We start from the raw sequence: 17,185 nt of genomic DNA, 5'->3' as shown, positions 1-17,185 counted from the left end.
GTAACGGCAATATATCGGACGTCACTCGGGTTCACCAACTGCCCAGATACAATCTGTTACATATCCGAACAAAATGCCAAGAATCACCGGAAATTCATTTACATCCCGGCAGTAGCTTAGGAAACCTGCTCGGTAGTTTTGTAGAGGTCTAAACTGATCGGACAGGGCAATAATAAGTTCAAACTTATCCAGAGTAGTGAGGGAGTGATGGCACCCACTAACAAATCAACCAGACGGACACTGATCGGCAGCGGTGTGCTGTTACTCGCTGGACTGGCGAGTGCTTCGGTACAGGCGGATGATGCAAAGCAGATTATTCGCGATCGCTGTCTGGCTTGTCACACCGAGTCCGGGGACGCGTCTGCCCCGAACTTTTCCCGTATCAGTGAACAGCGCAAGACCCCCGAGGGCTGGCTGTTCACGATCAACCGTATGATCAATCTGCGCGGTCTTCAGATCTCTGACGACGAAAAGCGCGAGGTGGTGCGCTATCTGGCCGATACTCAGGGGCTGGCGCCGTCAGAGGCGGCACCGTTCCGGTATCTGCTTGAGCAGGACACCAACCTTGTCGAGGAAGGTGTCGATCCGGCGCTGGCGGAAACCTGCGCCCGCTGTCACTCGGCGGCACGGTTCGGTCTGCAGCGCCGTACCACTGAGGAGTGGCAGCTGCTGGTCAACTTTCACATGGGCCAGTTCCCGACCACCGAATTCCACTCGTTGGCGCGTGACCGTAAATGGTACGAGATCGCCCATGACGAGGTGGCCGTTCAGCTCGGCGAGCAGTATCCGCTGCTTACATCGGCCTGGGACAACTGGAAGCAGGCGGTTAAATCCGATCTGGATGGTCGCTGGCGCGTCACCGGCTTTGTGCCGGGCAAGGGCGAATACGATGCCTGGATGACCGCAAGCAAGGCCGAAGGCGGACGCTATAACCTGAGTCTGGAAGGTCAGTACGCCGATGGATCACCGCTGTCCGGCAGTGGCAAGGCGACGGTATACACCGGCTATGAATGGCGCGCCTCGATTACCATCGACGGTGTGAAGATGCGTCAGGTCTTGGCGGCGGATGCCAAGGGCACGAGCATGAACGGTCGCATGTTCCTGGCCGCCGAGCGTGAAATAGGCGGTGTGATGAGTGCGCTCAAGGATGCCCAGGCGCCGGCCGTGGTTGCGGTCATGCCCTCGTATCTTCGCAAGGGTGAATCCACCGAGCTGACCATCGTCGGTCAGAATCTCAATGGCGCTATCGATCTGGGCCCGGGCGTCAAGGTCGAGAAGGTGCTCGATCGCAGCGATGACCGCATCCACCTGATGGCCAGGGCTACAGGCGAAGAAGGCGTCCAGAGCGTTCAGGTTGGCGCGGCCGAGCTTGCATCGGGTCTGGCGGTGTACGGCGAGTTGGCGCGTGTTGAAGTGACACCGCAAAACGCAGTGGCGCGTATCGGCGGATTGAGCAAGATGCCGAAAGTGCGTGTTGCCTACCGTGCGGTTGGCTACAGCGCCGGTGCCGATGGCAAGCCGGGTACCGAGGATGACCTGCGTCTGGGTTATATGCCCGCCAAGTGGTCGATTAAACCCGCAGACGAGATGGCCGCCGAAGAGAAAGATGCCGAGTTTGCAGGCACGATCGATGCGGCCGGTATCTTCACACCGGGCGATGACGGCCCCAATCCCAAGCGCAAGATGACGGCCAATAACGTCGGTCGTCTGGCTGTTGTAGCCAGCGTCAAGGACGCCGGTGAGGCGGTCGAGGGGGATGGCAGTCTGCTCGTATCCGTGCCGGACTTCGTGCGCCGCGTGCTCGACTGATAAACCGGATAGCAAGTCACTGAAACAGAGCGCAATACGCGCAACGTGAGGTAACTCAAGTGGAAAACACGGGTACCATGACGCTGGTGAAACCGAATCTGCACAGGGTGGATGTCGATGCCCGCCAGATGCTGTTTCACATTCCCAGTAGCGGAATCTTCGAGCTGGATGGACTCAGCCGTGAACTGCTGGCGCTGTTCGATGCAAAGGCGCAGGTGACGGAGTCGGACCTTGAGCCGCTGAACCGTCGCTTCGGTCATGCCGAGGTCGATGAGGTGCTTTCGGAGTTGCGTACGCTGGAGATCATCTCCGGCGATGGCAGGGTGGCGCGGATCAATCCCGATCCGCAGAAAGTGGAGAAGTTTCCGCTCACCACGGTGGTGCTGAACGTCAACACCGGCTGCAACCTGAGCTGTACCTACTGCTATAAGGAGGATCTGACCACCCCGTCCAAGGGTGAGAAGATGGCCTACGACACCGCGATCAAGTCGGTAGAGATGTTGCTGCGCGAGTCACCGGATCAGCCCCACTACAACGTGGTGTTCTTCGGCGGCGAACCGCTCTCCAACATGCCGTTGATCCGCGAGGTGGTGGCCTACTGTGAAGAGCGCTTTGCCAAGCTCGAAGCCAGCGTCGACTTCACCCTGACCACCAACGCGACACTGCTCACCGAGGAACTGGTGGATTGGTTCAACGCCCACCGCTTCGGCCTGACCATCTCTATGGATGGTCCCAAGGCGATGCACGACAAGAACCGCATTACCGTGGGCGGGCAGGGCACCTACGACGTGGTCAAGCGCAAGGTGGATATGCTGCTCAAGCGCTACACCGCGCGTCCGGTGGGCTGCCGGGTCACGCTGACCCGAGGCGTCACGGATGTGGAGACGATCTTCGATCATCTCTACAGCGAGCTGGGCTTTTTCGAGGTCGGCTTCGGCCCTGTCACCTCCGGCGATATTGCCGAGTTCAACCTGACCGGCGAGGAGCTGGTCGAGGTGTTCGCGGGCATGAAACGCTTAGGTGCCCGTTACCTGGAATCCGCGCTGCGCAACGAAAACTTCGGCTACGGCAACATGCACCAGCTGATCACCGACATGTACGAGGGCAACAAGAAACTGGTGCCCTGCGGTGCCGGTGTCGGTTTGCTGGCGGTGGACAAGGATGGCGGACTTAACCTCTGCCATCGCTTTACCGGCTCCGACCTGCCCACCTTCGGCACGGTGGAGTCCGGTATCGACAAGGCCAGTCTTGGCGCCTTTGTCGAGAAGCGTCTCGATCGCAGCAATACCGGCTGTGAGACCTGCCGCATCCGCAACCTCTGTTCCGGTGGCTGCTATCACGAAAGTTACGCCAAATATGGAGATCCGACACACCCCTCCTACCACTACTGCGACCTGATGCGCGATTGGGTCGATTTCGGCGTGGAGGTGTATTCACGGATCATGCTTGAGAACCCCGGGTTCTTCGAAGCACATGTCTCTCCCAGGAGGAGTGCCTAACAATGAAACATCTGAAGTCTCTGAATAAGAAAGCACAGCTGATCAACCAGGCGGTGAGCCCGGAAGAGGTTGAAGACGTTGTCGCCATGCAAACCGTCGTCGGTTGCACCGCCACCACCGATCCGGGCTGGGAGCTCGATCCCTTCGGCGGTCTGGGTTCTTTGTGCCAGCCGATGGAATCCGACCTGTACGGCTGCGCCGATGCCTGCTGGTGGCCGGCGCAGGTGCCCGACACCATGCATACCTACCCGGACTGGGGTAAGGATGTGGCCAAGGCCAACGAGGACTGGCGCAAGCTGGACGGTATTTTCGAGGACGGCGAGTAACGGGAGCTGTGCAGATGAAACTGAAAAACGTATTGAAATCCGCCGGCGTGCTGGGGGCGGTTGGCCTCGGTTCGCTGGCCTCTCAGGCGGTGGCCGATCAGGAGTTCCTGTTGACGATTACCCGTCCGAACCAACTGCACGTGATCGACATGAGCAGCAACACGATTGCGCGCACCTGCGATATTCCGGGCCCCTTCGGCACCGGCTCCATCGCGCTGTCGCCGGACAACACCCATGCCTATGTGCTCAGTAACGGCACCAAGGATGTGTACGGCTTCGATATCCGTAACTGCGATATCACCTTCAAGGCCGAGCAGTCCTCGCCTACCGAGCAGGTGATCTCCATGCAGTCGATTGCGGTCAGTGCCGATGGCAAGGAGCTGTACACGGTGCAGAACCCGATCAAGAAGCTGAGCGATCGCTTCGAGGTTGAGCAGCCGCGTCTGGCCGTGTTCAACATCAAGGATGGTATGGATGCGAAGGTGGTGCGCACCTTCCCGGTGGACCGTCGTATCACCAAGATCGCGGTCACCGACCAGAATGAAGTGATCCTCGGCGGTGCCGATCTTAAGGGTATCAACCCGAAGACCGGGGAAGTCCGCATGGTCAGCAAGTTGGCCAGCTGGGAGAAGGGGCCGCTCTGGTTGCCGCCGGATGCATTTGCGATGCACTCCCAGGGTGAACAGATGCACGAATACATCATGCCCTACGTGACGGCCAAGTTCGATTCAGAGGAGTGGAACTTCGAAACCGCCGAATGGTGGTGGGGTATCAGCCGCGTGGATCTGAAAACCGGTAAAGCGACACGGGATGAGGTGCTGCCGTTCCAGTTCATCATCTTCAACTTTGTTGCCGACCCGCGTAACCCCGACATTCTCTACGGTTCGTTCAATACGCTGTCCAAGCACGATATCAGCAAAAAAGAGACGCTGATCGTGCATGAGATGCCGCACACCTACTACGACCTGAACATCTCGGGTGATGGCAAAACCCTCTACGTAGGCGGTACCAGCAGCGATATTTCGATCCACGACAGCGATACGCTGGAGAAGATCGGTTCCATCCAGCTGACCGGCGACATGTCCACCTCCGATCTGAGGGTGGCGACTATCCGCAATTGATGGGATAGGTTGTGTGAGCGATTGGACAACGGGGACTGTCACATGGCGGTTCCCGTTTTGCCGTTTTTAACGAGGAGAGATGATGCTGAACTGGCTGGTACGTGCAATCCATGCCCCTGACCGAACCCGGCTGGAGCAGGGCTTTCACTGGTTGTACAGCTTTGTCAGACCGCAGAAACGGGCGATTGGCGGTTTGCTGGCGCTCTCCTTGTTGGGCTCTTCTCTGGTGCTACTTCAGCCCTGGCTGACCAAGCTGCTGATCGACAACGGCCTGTTGGCGAAAGATTACGGTACGCTGGTGCAGATCGCCGTGGCGATGATCCTTGTCGGCCTGTTCGGCACCGTGCTTTCCGGGCTTAATCGCTATCTGCACACCCGTTTGTCAGGGCGCATCCTGTTTGCCCTGCGCACCGACCTCTACGGCCACCTGCAAAAACTCTCGCCGACCTTTTTTGGTCAGCGCCGCATCGGAGATCTGCTCTCGCGTATCGACGGTGATGTGGCCGAGATCCAGCGCTTTGCCGTCGACAGTCTGTTCTCGGCGGTGAGCAGTATCATCGGTCTGGTCGGCGCCTTGGTACTGCTGGTGGCACTCTCCTGGCAACTCTCGCTGCTGGTGCTGGTGCTGATTCCGCTGGAGGTGCTCTGGCTGCGCTGGATGCGGCGCAAGGTGGAGCTGCGCACACGCGAGATGCGCGAACGCTCGGCGGACCTCTCTAGTTTTCTGGTGGAGACACTGCCGGCGATCAAGTTTATTCAGTCCACCGGACAGGAGCGCCGTGAACGTGAGCGTCTCCAGGGCCTCAACGACAACTACCTGGGCCAGCTGCTGCGCCTGCAGGTCACCGAATTCTTCACCCATGCGATCCCCGGTACGCTGACCTCGCTGACCCGCGCCAGCGCCTTTCTGATCGGCGGCTGGTGGGTGATTCAGGGGCAGTGGCAGCTGGGCTCGCTGATTGCGTTTTCCACCTATCTGGGTATGGCGACAGGCCCCGTCAACAGCCTGCTTGGGCTCTATGTGGCGATCCAGCGCATGAGCGTCAGCCTCAACCGGGTCAGCGAGCTGCGCCTGAGCGCAGTGGAAATCGAAACACCCGACGCACCTCAGCCGCTGCCCAGCCCCCTGTTCGGTGAGCTGAAACTGGAGAATGTGCACTTTGCCTACGGCGAGCGCGAATCGATTCTCAACGGTGTCGATGCGTGCCTGCCGGCAGGGCGCAAGATCGCACTGGCCGGTGCCTCCGGTGTCGGCAAATCGACGCTGATAGACCTGTTGCAGCGTCACTACGACCCGCAGCAGGGGCGCATTCTGCTGGACGGTGTGGATATCAGGCAGCTTAGCCTGTCGGATCTGCGCCGCACGCTGGCGGTGGTGTCGCAGGATATCACCCTGTTCCGAGGCTCTTTGGCCGACAACCTGCGCTATGCCAAGCCTGAGGCCAGCGACGAGCAGGTGCTGCGCGCAGCCATTGATTCCCAGCTGGAGGAGCTGATTCAGCAACTGCCGCAGGGGATGGATACACCGCTGGGCGAGCGTGGTCAGCAGCTCTCCGGTGGCCAGAAGCAGCGCATCGCCATCGCCCGCGCCCTGTTGCAGCAGCCGGCGGTGCTGGTGCTGGACGAGGCGACCTCGGCGGTGGACGAGGCCACCGAGCAGCAGGTGATCGCCGCCGTGGACCGGCTGTTTGCCGGGCGTACCCGGATACTGATCAGCCACCGGCCGTCCACGCTGGCCGGGGCGGATCTGCGCCTGCTGCTGCAGAACGGACATCTGAGCGAGATCACTGAGGTTCCACATGAGTGAGAGCAGGCCGGTCCGCATCGGCGTGGTCGATTCCGGCAGCGCTGTGGCTCAGCAGGTGCTAGACAGTGCCGCCTTTGTCCTGCGTGATAACCAGCTGTGGCTGGAGCCGGCAGAGCCGGATAGTCTCGGTCACGGCAGCCGGGTGATTGAGGTGATTCAGGCGCTGGCGCCCGAGGCGCAGATTCTCAGTGCTCAGGTGTTTCAGCAGCGGCTGAATACCAGCGCCGCGCAGGTGGCCGCGGCGATCGACTGGCTGGTGGAGCAGGGCGCGCAAGTCATCAACCTGAGCCTGGGCCTGCGTCAGGATCGGGACTCTTTGCGTGACGCCTGCACTCGGGCGCTGAAGAAGGGTTTGATTCTCTGTGCCTCGAGCCCAGCCCGGGGTGAGCCGGTCTACCCGGCCTATTATCCCGGAGTGTTTCGCATGACCGGCGATGCGCGCTGTGCCCGGCACGACATCTCCTATCTGGAGACGCCCTATGCCGACTTCGGCGGCTGCGTGCGACCGCTCGATGACAGCCTGGGTCATTCTGGTGCCAGCTTGGGGTGCGCCCATCTCAGCGCGCATTTGGCAGGTTACCTTGAGCAACATCCACAACCATGCTTGAGCGAAGCCCGGCAGTGGCTGATCGACCGGTCGACCTATCAGGGGCCGGAGCAGCGCAGGGGGGCTTATGTCTGAGTGTCGGATCGTTGTGCTCGGCGGTGGGCCTTCGGGGGCCGCGGTTGCCATCGGACTGCGCCGGATGGATTACGAGGTCACGCTGATCGGCGAGCCGCGCCCCTTTGACGCTGTCGAGGGGGTATCCGATCGCGTGGTGGAGGGTATGCGCCACGCCGGGTTCGAGCAGGCGCTGGCGACACTGGCCGCGCCTTCGGCGCGCTCTGTTACCTGGAATGGCAGCACCAGCGCGGCTAATACCGAGCGTCTGGTGGTACGTGAGCGTTTCGATCGCGGTTTGCTGGCGGATATGCGTGGCTCTGGGGTACAGGTGATTGAGGGGCGTGTGACCTCAGTCGTTGACGAGGCGCAGGCTTCAGAAGGAAAGGGCTTCAGAATCAGTGTCAGCGACACCGATGGCAGTGAACACTGGATCCATGCCGGATTTCTGGTGGAGGCACGTGGGCGTGCAGCACCCGCGGCGGGTGTGCCAAGGGTGCGCGGCGCGCAGAGTGTGTCCCTGCTGCAGCACTGGCAGGGCGAAGCCGATATCCCCTGTTCCGCCGTCCAGAGCTTTGCCGATGGCTGGGCCTGGATGGCCAAACGCGAGGATGGCCGCCGCTACTTGCAGCTCACGCTGGATGTGGCCAGCAGCCGGTTGCCGCCGAAACAGCATTTGGCGCACTGGTGTCATGAACGCCTCAGCGGGCTTGAGCAGGCGCAACCTTTCATGGAGGGTGCTGAGCCTGTCGGTGAGGTCTATGCCCGCACCAGCACGCCGGTGCTGTGCGAGCACAGCGCCGGGGATAACTGGCTTCGGGTCGGTGATGCCGCGATGGCGGTGGATCCACTCTCCGGTAACGGCATCTTTCAGGCGCTGTCGTCGGCGCTGCAGGCTCCGGCAGTGATTAACACGCTGATCCGCCATCCCGAGCGTGCGGCGCTGGCCAAGGCGTTCCATGAAACCCGTATCGAACAACTGTTCTACCGCTTCGCCCGCATCGGCCGCGATTTCTACGATCAGGAGTCCCAGTGGTCGGAGCATCCATTCTGGAGCGCGCGTCGGGCCTGGCCGGACAGCCAGCCCTTGCATCTGGAGGTGACGCCGGACCGGGTCAGCACCGGCGTGCGGCCTGTGGTGGACAACGGACTGATCACCGAGGCGCGGGTGGTGATCACTCCGGATCAGCCGCTCGGCATCTGGCACCTGAACAGCTTGGCTTTGGCACCGCTGCTGGACGAGGTGCGGGCGAAATCCGATATCAATCCAACCCGGGTGTTGATCGAGCGCCTGGGTGAGCCCAAGGGCGTCGCGTTGTCACGTTGGATGGTGCAGCAGGGTTGGATCTAGCCCACTGTGCTACTGCATTACAGCAACCGATTAGGCTTCGAACGCCGATAAAGGCGCTGAAGCTGTCCAGCAACTCCTGTGGAGTAGCCCCCGTTTAGACCGAACACCTTGGCAGCAGCAACGGCCTAGTCATAGAGCTGGTGCACAGGAGTGTCCAAGGTGGAGAGAATCGAAGTCATAACCGGGGTGCAGCACAGTTTTCACCACATACTACAACAGCGCCTCTACGCGATTGCCGCAGGTTAAGAGGGTCTCAACGATCACGAGCAGTTGCGCGCCGACCAAGAGCGCTACCTCCCCCGAAATCCATTGATCTAGGCATGCGATACGCTGACTAAAGTGGGTCTTTTGAGCAAAATCCCAAAATGCAGGATTAATTGACAATTCCGTAATGTGGGATAATAATCATTAAAAGTCTGAGACGCTGTGCACGAGAGCTGTAGTTGTAGGCTTGTTGCGCAGGTGAGAACCCAACGCCAATGGAGCAATAAAAATGAAGTTAGCCACGTTTCGGCGAAAAAATGGTGAGGTATCGGTCGGGATTCTAAGCGGCGAGATGGTCGCGGATCTCTCACCCCATCTGGATGAGCTGGGTGGGTCGCTCCGTTCGATTATCGCCGCGGGTGCGCTCGATAAAGTAGCGTCCGTCGACGTTGAGTCTCTCCAATCCTATCCCCTGGATCAGGTTGAGCTGCTGCCGGTTATCCCCGATCCGGGCAAGATCCTCTGTATCGGAATCAATTACGCCACCCACGTAAAAGAGACCGGACGCGATATGCCGGTGCATCCCATGGTGTTTACCCGTTTTGCCGACAGCCAGGTGGGCCACAATCAGCCTATCGTTCGGCCTTTCGTGTCTCACAAGCTGGATTTCGAGGGAGAGCTTGCCGTCGTGATCGGCAAGACGGCGCGTCATGTGAAGCGTGAAAACGCGCTCGACTACGTTGCGGGCTACTCCTGCTACAACGATGGCTCGGTGCGCGACTATCAGAAGCACACTATTCAGTTTGTACCGGGCAAGAACTTCCCCCAAACCGGTGGGTTCGGTCCCTCTCTGGTAACCAAGGATGAGATTCCCGATCCCCAGGTGTTGCATCTGGTAACGCGCCTGAACGGTGAGGTGATGCAGGAGACCGATACCTCCGACATGATCTTCGATGTAGGTGCCTTGATCGAGTACTGCAGCACCTTCACCGAGCTGGCGCCGGGGGATGTGATCGTGAGCGGTACCACCGGTGGTGTGGGCGCGTTTCGCGAGCCACCGGTGTGGATGAAACCGGGTGATGTGGTGGAGATCGAGATCTCGGGTATTGGTATTCTACGCAATACCATTATCGACGAAGAACGCTGAGTACCATGAATTCACCCAACACCCAGGATGTAATCGGCTCCAGTACGACTCAAACCAACAGTAAGCCCAGTAGCCTGGAGCGGATGTTGTCGGTCCTTGATCTATTTACCGAGGAGGCGACGGTCTGGTCGGTGGAGGGGATATGCGATGCCATGGGGTATACGCGTTCTACCGCCTATCGCTACACCAAGGAGTTGGCCGATGCAGGGCTGCTGTTTCAGGTGGAGCAGGGACGTTACACCCTGGGTGCAAGGATTATCCAGTGGGATCGGCAGCTGCGCCTGTCCGACCCGCTGGTGCGGGCGGCCAAGCTGCTCGAGCCGGAGCTCAGCGCCTCGGTCAACGTGGCTTGGCTGATCTGCGGTCTGTTCAAGGATCAGGTGATCTGCGTTGAGCAGTTTGGCGGGGTGGGGCGTCAGGTCAGTTACTCCCGAGGTACTCCACGGCCTTTGCTGAAGGGCGCGACCTCGAAAGCGATCCTGGCGTTTTTACCCAATCGCCAGTTGATGCAGATCTTCGTGAACTACAGCGAAGAGATAAAGAGCGCGAACCTTGGTTCCAACTGGGACGAGTTCAAGAAATCTCTGCGGGTGATCCGGCAGAAAGGGTATGCGGTTACCAAGGCTGAGGTCGATGAGGGTGTATTCGGTCTTGCCGCACCGATCTTCAATCCCGACGGGAAGGTGATCGGCAGTTTAAGCAGCGTGCAACCGATCGAGGATTACGACGACACCGGGATTGCAGCCGAGGCTGAACGCATTATTGGGCTGGCCTACAGGATAAGTCGGGAGTACGAACGGCTCGTCAGGTAGGCCGATAAGTTGAACGCGAGGGGTGTTGGGCTCAAGAGGCCACCAGCCCTGAACGAAGGATAATAAAAATGACAATCGACGCACATCTTGATCATCTGGCACTGGGGTCGCCGAACCCTGAGGCGCTGGCGACATTTTACGCAACGGCGCTACGTAACGAAGCCAAGCGCACCGATGCCGGTTGGATGGTGACAGGGCCCGGACGCAAGCTGCTGATCAGCGAAGGCGATGCGAAAGAGCTCAAGCATTTTGCCTATGGCATGTCGGCGGAGGCGCTGGCCTCCCTGCGTGCGCGGCTGGAAAGCAAGGGTGTGACACTGGAGCCCTGCGCTAACCCCTATCTCGATGGTGAAGTGTTTGCGGTGACCGATCCGGACGGTAACCGCAGTATCTACGGTGTGTCGGAAAAATCCGACCTGGGGGATATGCCCTATCGTGCACGTCTGCAACATATGGCGCTGGCCACCACCGAAGTCGATTCACTGATTGAGTTTTACCGTGATGTGATCGGTCTCAGTGTCAGCGATAACGTGTTGGATGAGGAAGGCGAGCTGCGCGCCTGTTTCCTGCGCAGCGATGAGGAGCACCATGTACTCGCAGTGTTCAAGGCGCCGAGCCGCTGGTTCGATCACCACTGCTACGAAGCGGGTGACTGGAACCTGATCCGCGATTGGGCCGACCACCTCTCCACGCTGGATATCGAACTGAAATGGGGACCTGGTCGTCACGGTCCCGGTAACAACCTGTTCTTCATGATCCACGACCCGGACGGAAACTGGGTTGAAATCTCCGCTGAGCTGGAGGTGATGGAGGGTCGGCCCGCCGCCGATTGGCTCCACACGCCGAAGACCCTTAACTACTGGGGGCAGGCCTTCCTGCGCAGTTAAACGGCCTCATACCTGACGCCGCACCCCGAATAAAGCAACCGGAAAACGAAAAATGCCGACCTGTCGGTAGGGGATTCTGCACGCTTTTTTCTGGGTGTCTGGCTCAGTCGATGGATTAATCCGGGGGATTTATGTCCGCAAATAATGAAAAAAAATCTGTGAGCGGTCGGCAGCATGTGCCGGTCGTGGTGGTTGGTGCCGGCCCCAATGGACTGACACTGGCCAATCTACTGGGTACCTACGGTGTCCAAACGGTCGTACTGGAAAAAAACCTGACCACGGTCCAACTGCCGCGCGCGGTGTCCATCGATGACGAATCGATGCGTACCATGCAGATGATCGGGCTTGATCAGGAAGTTATCGGTCAGTGTGCGCTGGACTATGGATCGGTGTATCTGGATGTGAAGCGCAGGCCTTTCGCCCGCATCGAGCCCACCGCCAGTGAATACGGCTTCGCGCGTCGCAATGCGTTTATCCAGCCCGATCTGGAAGCCACCCTCAAACAGGGACTGCAGCGTTTTGAGTGTGTTGATGCCCGCTTCGGACACGAGGTGGTCAACTTCAGTCAGGATGAGCAGGGTGTGTTGCTGGAGGTTGAGGATAACGAAGGCAACCGCTACGAACTGATGGCGGACTACGTCGCCGCATCCGATGGTGGCAAAAGCTACTTCCGAACCACGCTCGACATCCCGCTGGAGGGTCTCACCTACGAACAGAAGTGGCTGATCATCGACCTGAAGGGCACCCGTGACAACTTCCGCCAGACGCGGGTTTACTGCGACCCGCGACGTCCCGGTATCAATCTGCCGGGGCCGGATGGGACACGCCGCTTTGAATTTATGATGCTGCCCGGCGAGACCGAGGAAGAGGTGGTCGAGGAGGCGTTCGTGCGCCGCTTGATGGCCGATCACGGACCCGACCGCGATGCCGAAATCGTGCGCAAGCAGGTGTATCACTTTCATGCCAGGGAAGCGGTGCGCTGGCGCGAGGGACGCATCTTCCTGGTGGGGGACGCCGCCCATTTGACCCCGCCATTTGCCGGACAGGGGATGAACAGCGGTATCCGTGATGCGTCCAACCTGGGGTGGAAACTGGCGCATGTGGTGCACGGCCAACTGCCGGCCACCATCCTCGACTCCTACGAGGATGAGCGCAAGCCTCACGCCTGGCAACTGATCGAGATGGCGGCGATTCTGGGCCGCTTCATGATGCCGCCGACCATGTTCCAGGCCCGGCTGATGCAGGCGGGGATGCGCCTGCTGAGTCTCTATCCGCCAGCCCGCGATTATGTCACCCAGATGCGCTACAAGCCCAAGCCCCGCTTCACCTCCGGCTGGTTCCTGTCCGACGGTCTGAGTGCCAAGAAAACACGTTCGGGCCGCATGATCGCTCAGCCCGCACTGGAGGATCCGCAGCGTCATGTGGCCAAGCTGGACGGTTGCTGCGCGCCGGGATTCCTGCTTCTGGGTTACGGCACCTCGGTCAAGGAGGCTTTTTCACCGTTGAAGGGGTGGGAGCAGCAGCTGCCCTCCCATATCCAGCGGGTCTGCATCACGCCCCAGCAATACAACCCGGTGCCGGACGGTGACGTACGGGTGTTCCGAGATGCCTTCGGCAAGGCTAGGGAGTGGATTTTCGACGGTGTCGAAAATGCGCTGTTCCTGGTGCGTCCCGACCGTTACGTGATGGCGGTGATAACGGAAGAAAACGCCGCGACGGTGATACCCGAGCTGAAACAGATGCTCCGTGAAGTGGAGCGTGGAGAGAGGAGGGGCGGCGCGACCCAGTCGGCTGCCTGAGGATCGAAAACCAACCCGAACCAATAATAAATATTAGAGGTGATAGTCATGAAATGGGTAACCAACAGAAGGCTGAAAACGATCATCACAGCGGCGCTTGCCGCAATGGCGTTGACCCTTAATTCCGCATCGGCTGCAAGCCTGCGGTTGAGTACCCCGGTACCGCCGGGGCATATCTTCAGCAAGGTATCGGAGAAGTTTGCCGAGGAGCTGAAAGCGAAAAGCGACGGTCGGCTGGAGATCAAGGTGTTCCCGTTCGGCAAGCTGGGTCGCGATCCGGAGAACGCCCAGATGCTGCAGGCTGGCGCCCTGAACTTTGCCGTGATTCCCGCAGGATTCATGACCAACCGGGAATCCTCCCTGAACGGCTGGTTCCTGCCGGGGCTGTTCAACGGCGTCGAGGGTGCAGGCAAGGCAACTCAGCTGCCGGCGGCCAAGGCGATGCTCGACAAGATGGACGCGCAGGGGATGGTCGGCCTGGGTTACGTCATTGCCGGCATGCGCCACCTGATCTCGGTGGAGCCGGTCAACAGCCTTATGGATATCACGAACAAGAAGGTGCGCGCTTTCCCGGCACCGATCTTCAACGAATGGTGGCTGAGCAACAACTCTGCACCCACTGCACTGCCGTTGCCGGAGATAGCGCCTGCGTTGACCACCAATCTGCTTGATATCGTCGATGTGGACCTGGATCTGGTGGTGGCGCTGAAGCTTTACCAGCAGGCGCCCAACCTGACCCTGACCAACCATATGACCTTCCCCGGCATCATGCTGGTGTCGAAAAAGTGGTGGGATAAGCAGAGTGCAGAGGATCAGGCCCTGATTCGCGAGGTGTTCGCCGATGCCGAGCAGTGGGGTATCGAAGAGCAGGCGAAGGTGGAGCAGGCCAATCTACAGACGCTGAAGGATGCGAAGGTCAACATCATCCGCATTGATGCGGCTGATTATGCGCAGGAGGCGAAGAGTATCCGCGACCGTTACATCGAGAACGATAAGCTGATTGCCGATTTCTACAATCAGGTACGGGCGCAACAACAATAAGCTCAAGCGCTACCCGTCGGATGCAGCCTGTCTGCCCGGCGGGTTCGGAGACTCTCTATGCTGACCATAATAAGCTGGGTGAACCGCGGGCTCGCCCAAATAGAAAAGTGGACCCTTGTCGCCCTCTCCGCATCGTTGGGGCTACTGCTGATCGTCCAGGTGGTACTGCGCTATCTCTTCGACTCGCCGCTGTTCTGGGCTGAGGAGGTTGCGGTGCAGATCCTGGTGGCTATGAGCTTTCTGGGCGTCAGTTACCTGATCTACCGGCAGCAACTGGTCGCGATCGATTTCATCTATCTGATGCTGGCAAAGCCGCTGCGCCGACTGGCGAGCTGCCTGTTCCAGCTGGTGGCGCTGGCAAGCCTGGTCCTTTTCGCTTGGCTTACCTATCAATGGGTGTCTGATCCGCTGGTGCAGAGTGAGTTGTCACCGACCACCCAGTTACCCCGTTGGTACAACTACAGCGTACTGCTGATCGCGCTGATGGCGATGAGTTTTCATCAGCTCGTCAACTGGTTCGAATCGCTGCGCAACCTGGTGTTGGGGGAGGGCGTATGATTACCTTGGCGGTATTCTTCATCTCCCTGTTCATGGGATTGCCGATCCTGATCACCCTGCTCGTCGGTACTCTGGTATTTCTGCAGCAAAGCGATCTCAGTATGCTGATGGGCAGCCTGCCGCTGCAACTCTATGGCTCGCTTGAGAAGAGCGGGTTACTGGCGATCCCCCTGTTCATGATGGTGGGGGAGCTGATGAATCGGGGCGGCTTGACCGACCGGTTGATCGCACTCGCGTCGATGCTGGTCGGTAGACTGCACGGTGGTCTCGCCTATGTGAACCTGCTGACCAATGCGATCACCAGCTCGATCCTCGGCTCCGCGCTGGCCCAGATCGCGGTCATGAGTCGGGTGATGATCCCGGCGATGGAAAAGAAGGGTTTCAAGCGCGACTTCGCCTCGGCGGTGACGGTCTCCGGCGGACTGCTCGGGCCGATCATCCCACCGTCGATGGTGATGATCATCTACGGTGTCATCGCTTTTCAGCCGGTGGGCGCGCTGTTCATGGCCGGAGTGGTACCGGGGATTCTGATCACCATCGGATTCGCGATTATCATCTTTCTGATCGGTCTGTTCTGCGGGTTCCCGCGTGAGGGACAGGCGGATGCACCTAAAGTCACGCTGGCGGAGTTCCTCAAGGATATCGTGCCGTTGAGTATTCCGCTGATCATTATCACCGGCATCGCGGCGGGGGTAATGACACCCACCGAGGCGGGTGCGATCGGCTCTCTGCTGGCGCTGCTGATCGGCACGTTGGTCTACCGATCGCTGCGCTGGTCCGAACTGCCGGACGTGCTGTTTCGGGTTGCACTCAATGCCGCGATGATCACCGGCTTGATCGCTTCGGCCACCATGTTCGGTTGGGCGCTCTCGTTTGAAGAGGTGCCCGATCGGGTGGTAGCACTGATCAACGGAGTGACCGACTCACCGATCGTGTTCCTGCTGCTGATCAACCTGCTGATCATCGTACTGGGGATGTTCCTGGAGAGCATGAGCATCCTGATCGTGATGGTGCCGATCGTATTGCCGGCGGCGCTGGCGATGGGGATCGATCCTATCCACTTTGGTGTCGTCATCAGCCTGGCAACGCTGGTCGGGCTGGTCACACCACCATTGGGGCCGGGACTCTTCGTGGTGATGGCGACCACACCGATCTCCATGTCGGCGCTGTTCAAGTCGATGATGCCCTTCCTGCTGATGATGTTCCTGTGTATGGCGCTGATCAACGTGGTTCCGGCGCTGTCGCTTTGGCTACCTGCAATGTTTGGGTTGATGTGATCTGTGCTGAGCACTACCGAAGGAGGTTTTGATGAGTGAAAAAGCGCTGCACAGTGCCGAAGCGGCTGTGTATGGAGCCCATCTGGCGCGTGCGAGCGCGCTGGTCGCGGGCGATCGGGCGGCGATGGAGCCGTTGCTGTCACCGAATCTGCACTATATCCATGCGCCGGGCCGGATCGATAACCGGGACAGCTATCTCGATTTCTTGCAGTCTGTGCGTTTCCTCAAGGTTGAGGTCTCGGACCGCCAGATCAGCGTGATGGGCGAGGTGGCGATCCTGACCGGCATCCTGAGGATGAAGTTACAGCGTGAGGGGCAGGAGGAACCGACATCGCCGGTGTCCGCGATCACCGAAGTGTGGCACCGCCAGGAGCGCGGTAACTGGGCGCTGCTGAATTTTCAGTCCACCAGCGTCAAGTAATGGGTGCTTCTGAAAAGGGCGAAAGGCTGCGTCAACAATCGCGCGCAGCTGTGCGCCGACTTCGCGCTGGAAGCAGCCCTCGGGCGGGATGAGCCTCTGGCCAGCACCTCGATGCCGCATCGTTTCGAAGCCGGTATGGATCGGCAGGTCATCATCGAGAGTTACCCTGTGCTTTGACCCTGTACCGCCGGCTCAAAGCACAGGGGCTGTCGTGACATTTACAACTGGTTACAAAACTCCACAACTTCGAGCAACAACCGCATAACTGGTTTACAGCCGGGCTTTAGTCTTCAAGCGTCACAGAACTTTTTCCGCGTAGATAAGGATGCCGGGGCGGCATCTGGACATACTCCCGAGGAATGACGCTAATGAAGAATCAGATTTTCCGTCGCACATCTGGATACCTGCTGGTGGCAGCTGCCACTGCAGCCCTGTCTGCACCAGCCTCCGCCTACAACCTGTACA

Annotated in this window: 16 protein-coding genes; all 16 read left to right on the top strand. The window is 59.5% G+C overall.

Features of this window, described 5'->3' with window-relative positions; translation table 11 throughout:
- Nucleotides 1-207 precede the first annotated feature (207 nt).
- The 16 genes from peaA to ADIMK_RS21960 all read left to right on the top strand — a co-directional run bounded on the left by peaA (nt 208) and on the right by ADIMK_RS21960 (nt 16,897).
- Nucleotides 208-1,809, top strand: coding sequence for a quinohemoprotein amine dehydrogenase subunit alpha (gene peaA / locus ADIMK_RS09465; protein ID WP_051692806.1), 1,602 nt, complete (start codon nt 208-210; stop codon nt 1,807-1,809).
- A gap of 77 nt (nt 1,810-1,886) precedes the next feature.
- Nucleotides 1,887-3,308 carry a quinohemoprotein amine dehydrogenase maturation protein gene (gene peaB / locus ADIMK_RS09460; protein ID WP_036186889.1) on the top strand — a complete coding sequence of 474 codons (1,422 nt, stop codon included), beginning with the start codon at nt 1,887-1,889 and terminating at the stop codon, nt 3,306-3,308.
- A gap of 2 nt (nt 3,309-3,310) precedes the next feature.
- Nucleotides 3,311-3,634, top strand: a complete 324-nt coding sequence (gene qhpC / locus ADIMK_RS09455; RefSeq protein WP_036186887.1) for a quinohemoprotein amine dehydrogenase subunit gamma — start codon at nt 3,311-3,313, stop codon at nt 3,632-3,634.
- A gap of 14 nt (nt 3,635-3,648) precedes the next feature.
- A complete protein-coding gene (gene peaD / locus ADIMK_RS09450; RefSeq protein ID WP_036186885.1) occupies nt 3,649-4,755 on the top strand; it encodes a quinohemoprotein amine dehydrogenase subunit beta in 1,107 nt (368 codons plus the stop codon).
- A gap of 82 nt (nt 4,756-4,837) precedes the next feature.
- A complete protein-coding gene (locus ADIMK_RS09445) occupies nt 4,838-6,562 on the top strand; it encodes an ABC transporter ATP-binding protein (RefSeq protein ID WP_036186883.1) in 1,725 nt (574 codons plus the stop codon).
- Nucleotides 6,555-7,244 carry a subtilisin-like serine protease QhpE gene (qhpE, locus tag ADIMK_RS09440; RefSeq protein WP_036186880.1) on the top strand — a complete coding sequence of 230 codons (690 nt, stop codon included), beginning with the start codon at nt 6,555-6,557 and terminating at the stop codon, nt 7,242-7,244. The genes ADIMK_RS09445 and qhpE overlap by 8 nt, the downstream gene beginning before the upstream one ends.
- Nucleotides 7,237-8,574 carry a flavin-dependent monooxygenase QhpG gene (qhpG, locus tag ADIMK_RS09435; RefSeq protein WP_036186877.1) on the top strand — a complete coding sequence of 446 codons (1,338 nt, stop codon included), beginning with the start codon at nt 7,237-7,239 and terminating at the stop codon, nt 8,572-8,574. Before qhpE ends, qhpG begins: the two co-directional genes overlap by 8 nt.
- A gap of 493 nt (nt 8,575-9,067) precedes the next feature.
- Complete coding sequence (locus ADIMK_RS09430) at nt 9,068-9,925, top strand: fumarylacetoacetate hydrolase family protein (RefSeq protein WP_036186874.1); 858 nt, start codon at nt 9,068-9,070, stop codon at nt 9,923-9,925.
- A 5-nt stretch (nt 9,926-9,930) separates the two neighbouring features.
- Complete coding sequence (locus ADIMK_RS09425) at nt 9,931-10,737, top strand: IclR family transcriptional regulator (protein ID WP_036186871.1); 807 nt, start codon at nt 9,931-9,933, stop codon at nt 10,735-10,737.
- A gap of 68 nt (nt 10,738-10,805) precedes the next feature.
- Nucleotides 10,806-11,624, top strand: coding sequence for a VOC family protein (locus ADIMK_RS09420; RefSeq protein WP_036186868.1), 819 nt, complete (start codon nt 10,806-10,808; stop codon nt 11,622-11,624).
- Nucleotides 11,625-11,755: 131 nt separating this feature from the next.
- Nucleotides 11,756-13,423: a bifunctional 3-(3-hydroxy-phenyl)propionate/3-hydroxycinnamic acid hydroxylase gene (locus ADIMK_RS09415; protein WP_051692804.1), complete on the top strand. Its 1,668-nt coding sequence runs from the start codon at nt 11,756-11,758 to the stop codon at nt 13,421-13,423.
- 48 nt (nt 13,424-13,471) lie between these two features.
- The gene (locus ADIMK_RS09410; protein ID WP_036186866.1) at nt 13,472-14,464 is read left to right on the top strand and encodes a TRAP transporter substrate-binding protein; all 993 of its coding nucleotides are present in this window, start codon (nt 13,472-13,474) and stop codon (nt 14,462-14,464) included.
- Between the two features lie 57 nt (nt 14,465-14,521).
- Nucleotides 14,522-15,022, top strand: a complete 501-nt coding sequence (locus tag ADIMK_RS09405) for a TRAP transporter small permease (RefSeq protein WP_036186862.1) — start codon at nt 14,522-14,524, stop codon at nt 15,020-15,022.
- Nucleotides 15,019-16,299 carry a TRAP transporter large permease gene (locus ADIMK_RS09400; RefSeq protein ID WP_036186859.1) on the top strand — a complete coding sequence of 427 codons (1,281 nt, stop codon included), beginning with the start codon at nt 15,019-15,021 and terminating at the stop codon, nt 16,297-16,299. The genes ADIMK_RS09405 and ADIMK_RS09400 overlap by 4 nt, the downstream gene beginning before the upstream one ends.
- 31 nt (nt 16,300-16,330) lie before the next feature.
- Nucleotides 16,331-16,720 carry a nuclear transport factor 2 family protein gene (locus tag ADIMK_RS09395; RefSeq protein WP_036186856.1) on the top strand — a complete coding sequence of 130 codons (390 nt, stop codon included), beginning with the start codon at nt 16,331-16,333 and terminating at the stop codon, nt 16,718-16,720.
- A gap of 3 nt (nt 16,721-16,723) precedes the next feature.
- Complete coding sequence (locus ADIMK_RS21960; RefSeq protein WP_156042868.1) at nt 16,724-16,897, top strand: hypothetical protein; 174 nt, start codon at nt 16,724-16,726, stop codon at nt 16,895-16,897.
- Nucleotides 16,898-17,185: the final 288 nt, after the last annotated feature.

Origin of the sequence: Marinobacterium lacunae, from assembly GCF_000705555.1 — a bacterium.
GTDB classification, from domain to species: Bacteria; Pseudomonadota; Gammaproteobacteria; order Pseudomonadales; family Balneatricaceae; genus Marinobacterium_D; species Marinobacterium_D lacunae.
Note: the sequence above shows the minus strand (reverse complement) of the source record. Positions and strands in the feature narration are given on the sequence as shown.

What these genes read in the sequence shown, in the direction of transcription:
- peaA (WP_051692806.1), top strand. Translation starts at nt 208, where the DNA reads ATGGCACCCACTAACAAATCAACCAGACGGACACTGATCGGCAGCGGT.
- peaB (WP_036186889.1), top strand. Translation starts at nt 1,887, where the DNA reads ATGACGCTGGTGAAACCGAATCTGCACAGGGTGGATGTCGATGCCCGC.
- qhpC (WP_036186887.1), top strand. Translation starts at nt 3,311, where the DNA reads ATGAAACATCTGAAGTCTCTGAATAAGAAAGCACAGCTGATCAACCAG.
- peaD (WP_036186885.1), top strand. Translation starts at nt 3,649, where the DNA reads ATGAAACTGAAAAACGTATTGAAATCCGCCGGCGTGCTGGGGGCGGTT.
- ADIMK_RS09445 (WP_036186883.1), top strand. Translation starts at nt 4,838, where the DNA reads ATGCTGAACTGGCTGGTACGTGCAATCCATGCCCCTGACCGAACCCGG.
- qhpE (WP_036186880.1), top strand. Translation starts at nt 6,555, where the DNA reads ATGAGTGAGAGCAGGCCGGTCCGCATCGGCGTGGTCGATTCCGGCAGC.
- qhpG (WP_036186877.1), top strand. Translation starts at nt 7,237, where the DNA reads ATGTCTGAGTGTCGGATCGTTGTGCTCGGCGGTGGGCCTTCGGGGGCC.
- ADIMK_RS09430 (WP_036186874.1), top strand. Translation starts at nt 9,068, where the DNA reads ATGAAGTTAGCCACGTTTCGGCGAAAAAATGGTGAGGTATCGGTCGGG.
- ADIMK_RS09425 (WP_036186871.1), top strand. Translation starts at nt 9,931, where the DNA reads ATGAATTCACCCAACACCCAGGATGTAATCGGCTCCAGTACGACTCAA.
- ADIMK_RS09420 (WP_036186868.1), top strand. Translation starts at nt 10,806, where the DNA reads ATGACAATCGACGCACATCTTGATCATCTGGCACTGGGGTCGCCGAAC.
- ADIMK_RS09415 (WP_051692804.1), top strand. Translation starts at nt 11,756, where the DNA reads ATGTCCGCAAATAATGAAAAAAAATCTGTGAGCGGTCGGCAGCATGTG.
- ADIMK_RS09410 (WP_036186866.1), top strand. Translation starts at nt 13,472, where the DNA reads ATGAAATGGGTAACCAACAGAAGGCTGAAAACGATCATCACAGCGGCG.
- ADIMK_RS09405 (WP_036186862.1), top strand. Translation starts at nt 14,522, where the DNA reads ATGCTGACCATAATAAGCTGGGTGAACCGCGGGCTCGCCCAAATAGAA.
- ADIMK_RS09400 (WP_036186859.1), top strand. Translation starts at nt 15,019, where the DNA reads ATGATTACCTTGGCGGTATTCTTCATCTCCCTGTTCATGGGATTGCCG.
- ADIMK_RS09395 (WP_036186856.1), top strand. Translation starts at nt 16,331, where the DNA reads ATGAGTGAAAAAGCGCTGCACAGTGCCGAAGCGGCTGTGTATGGAGCC.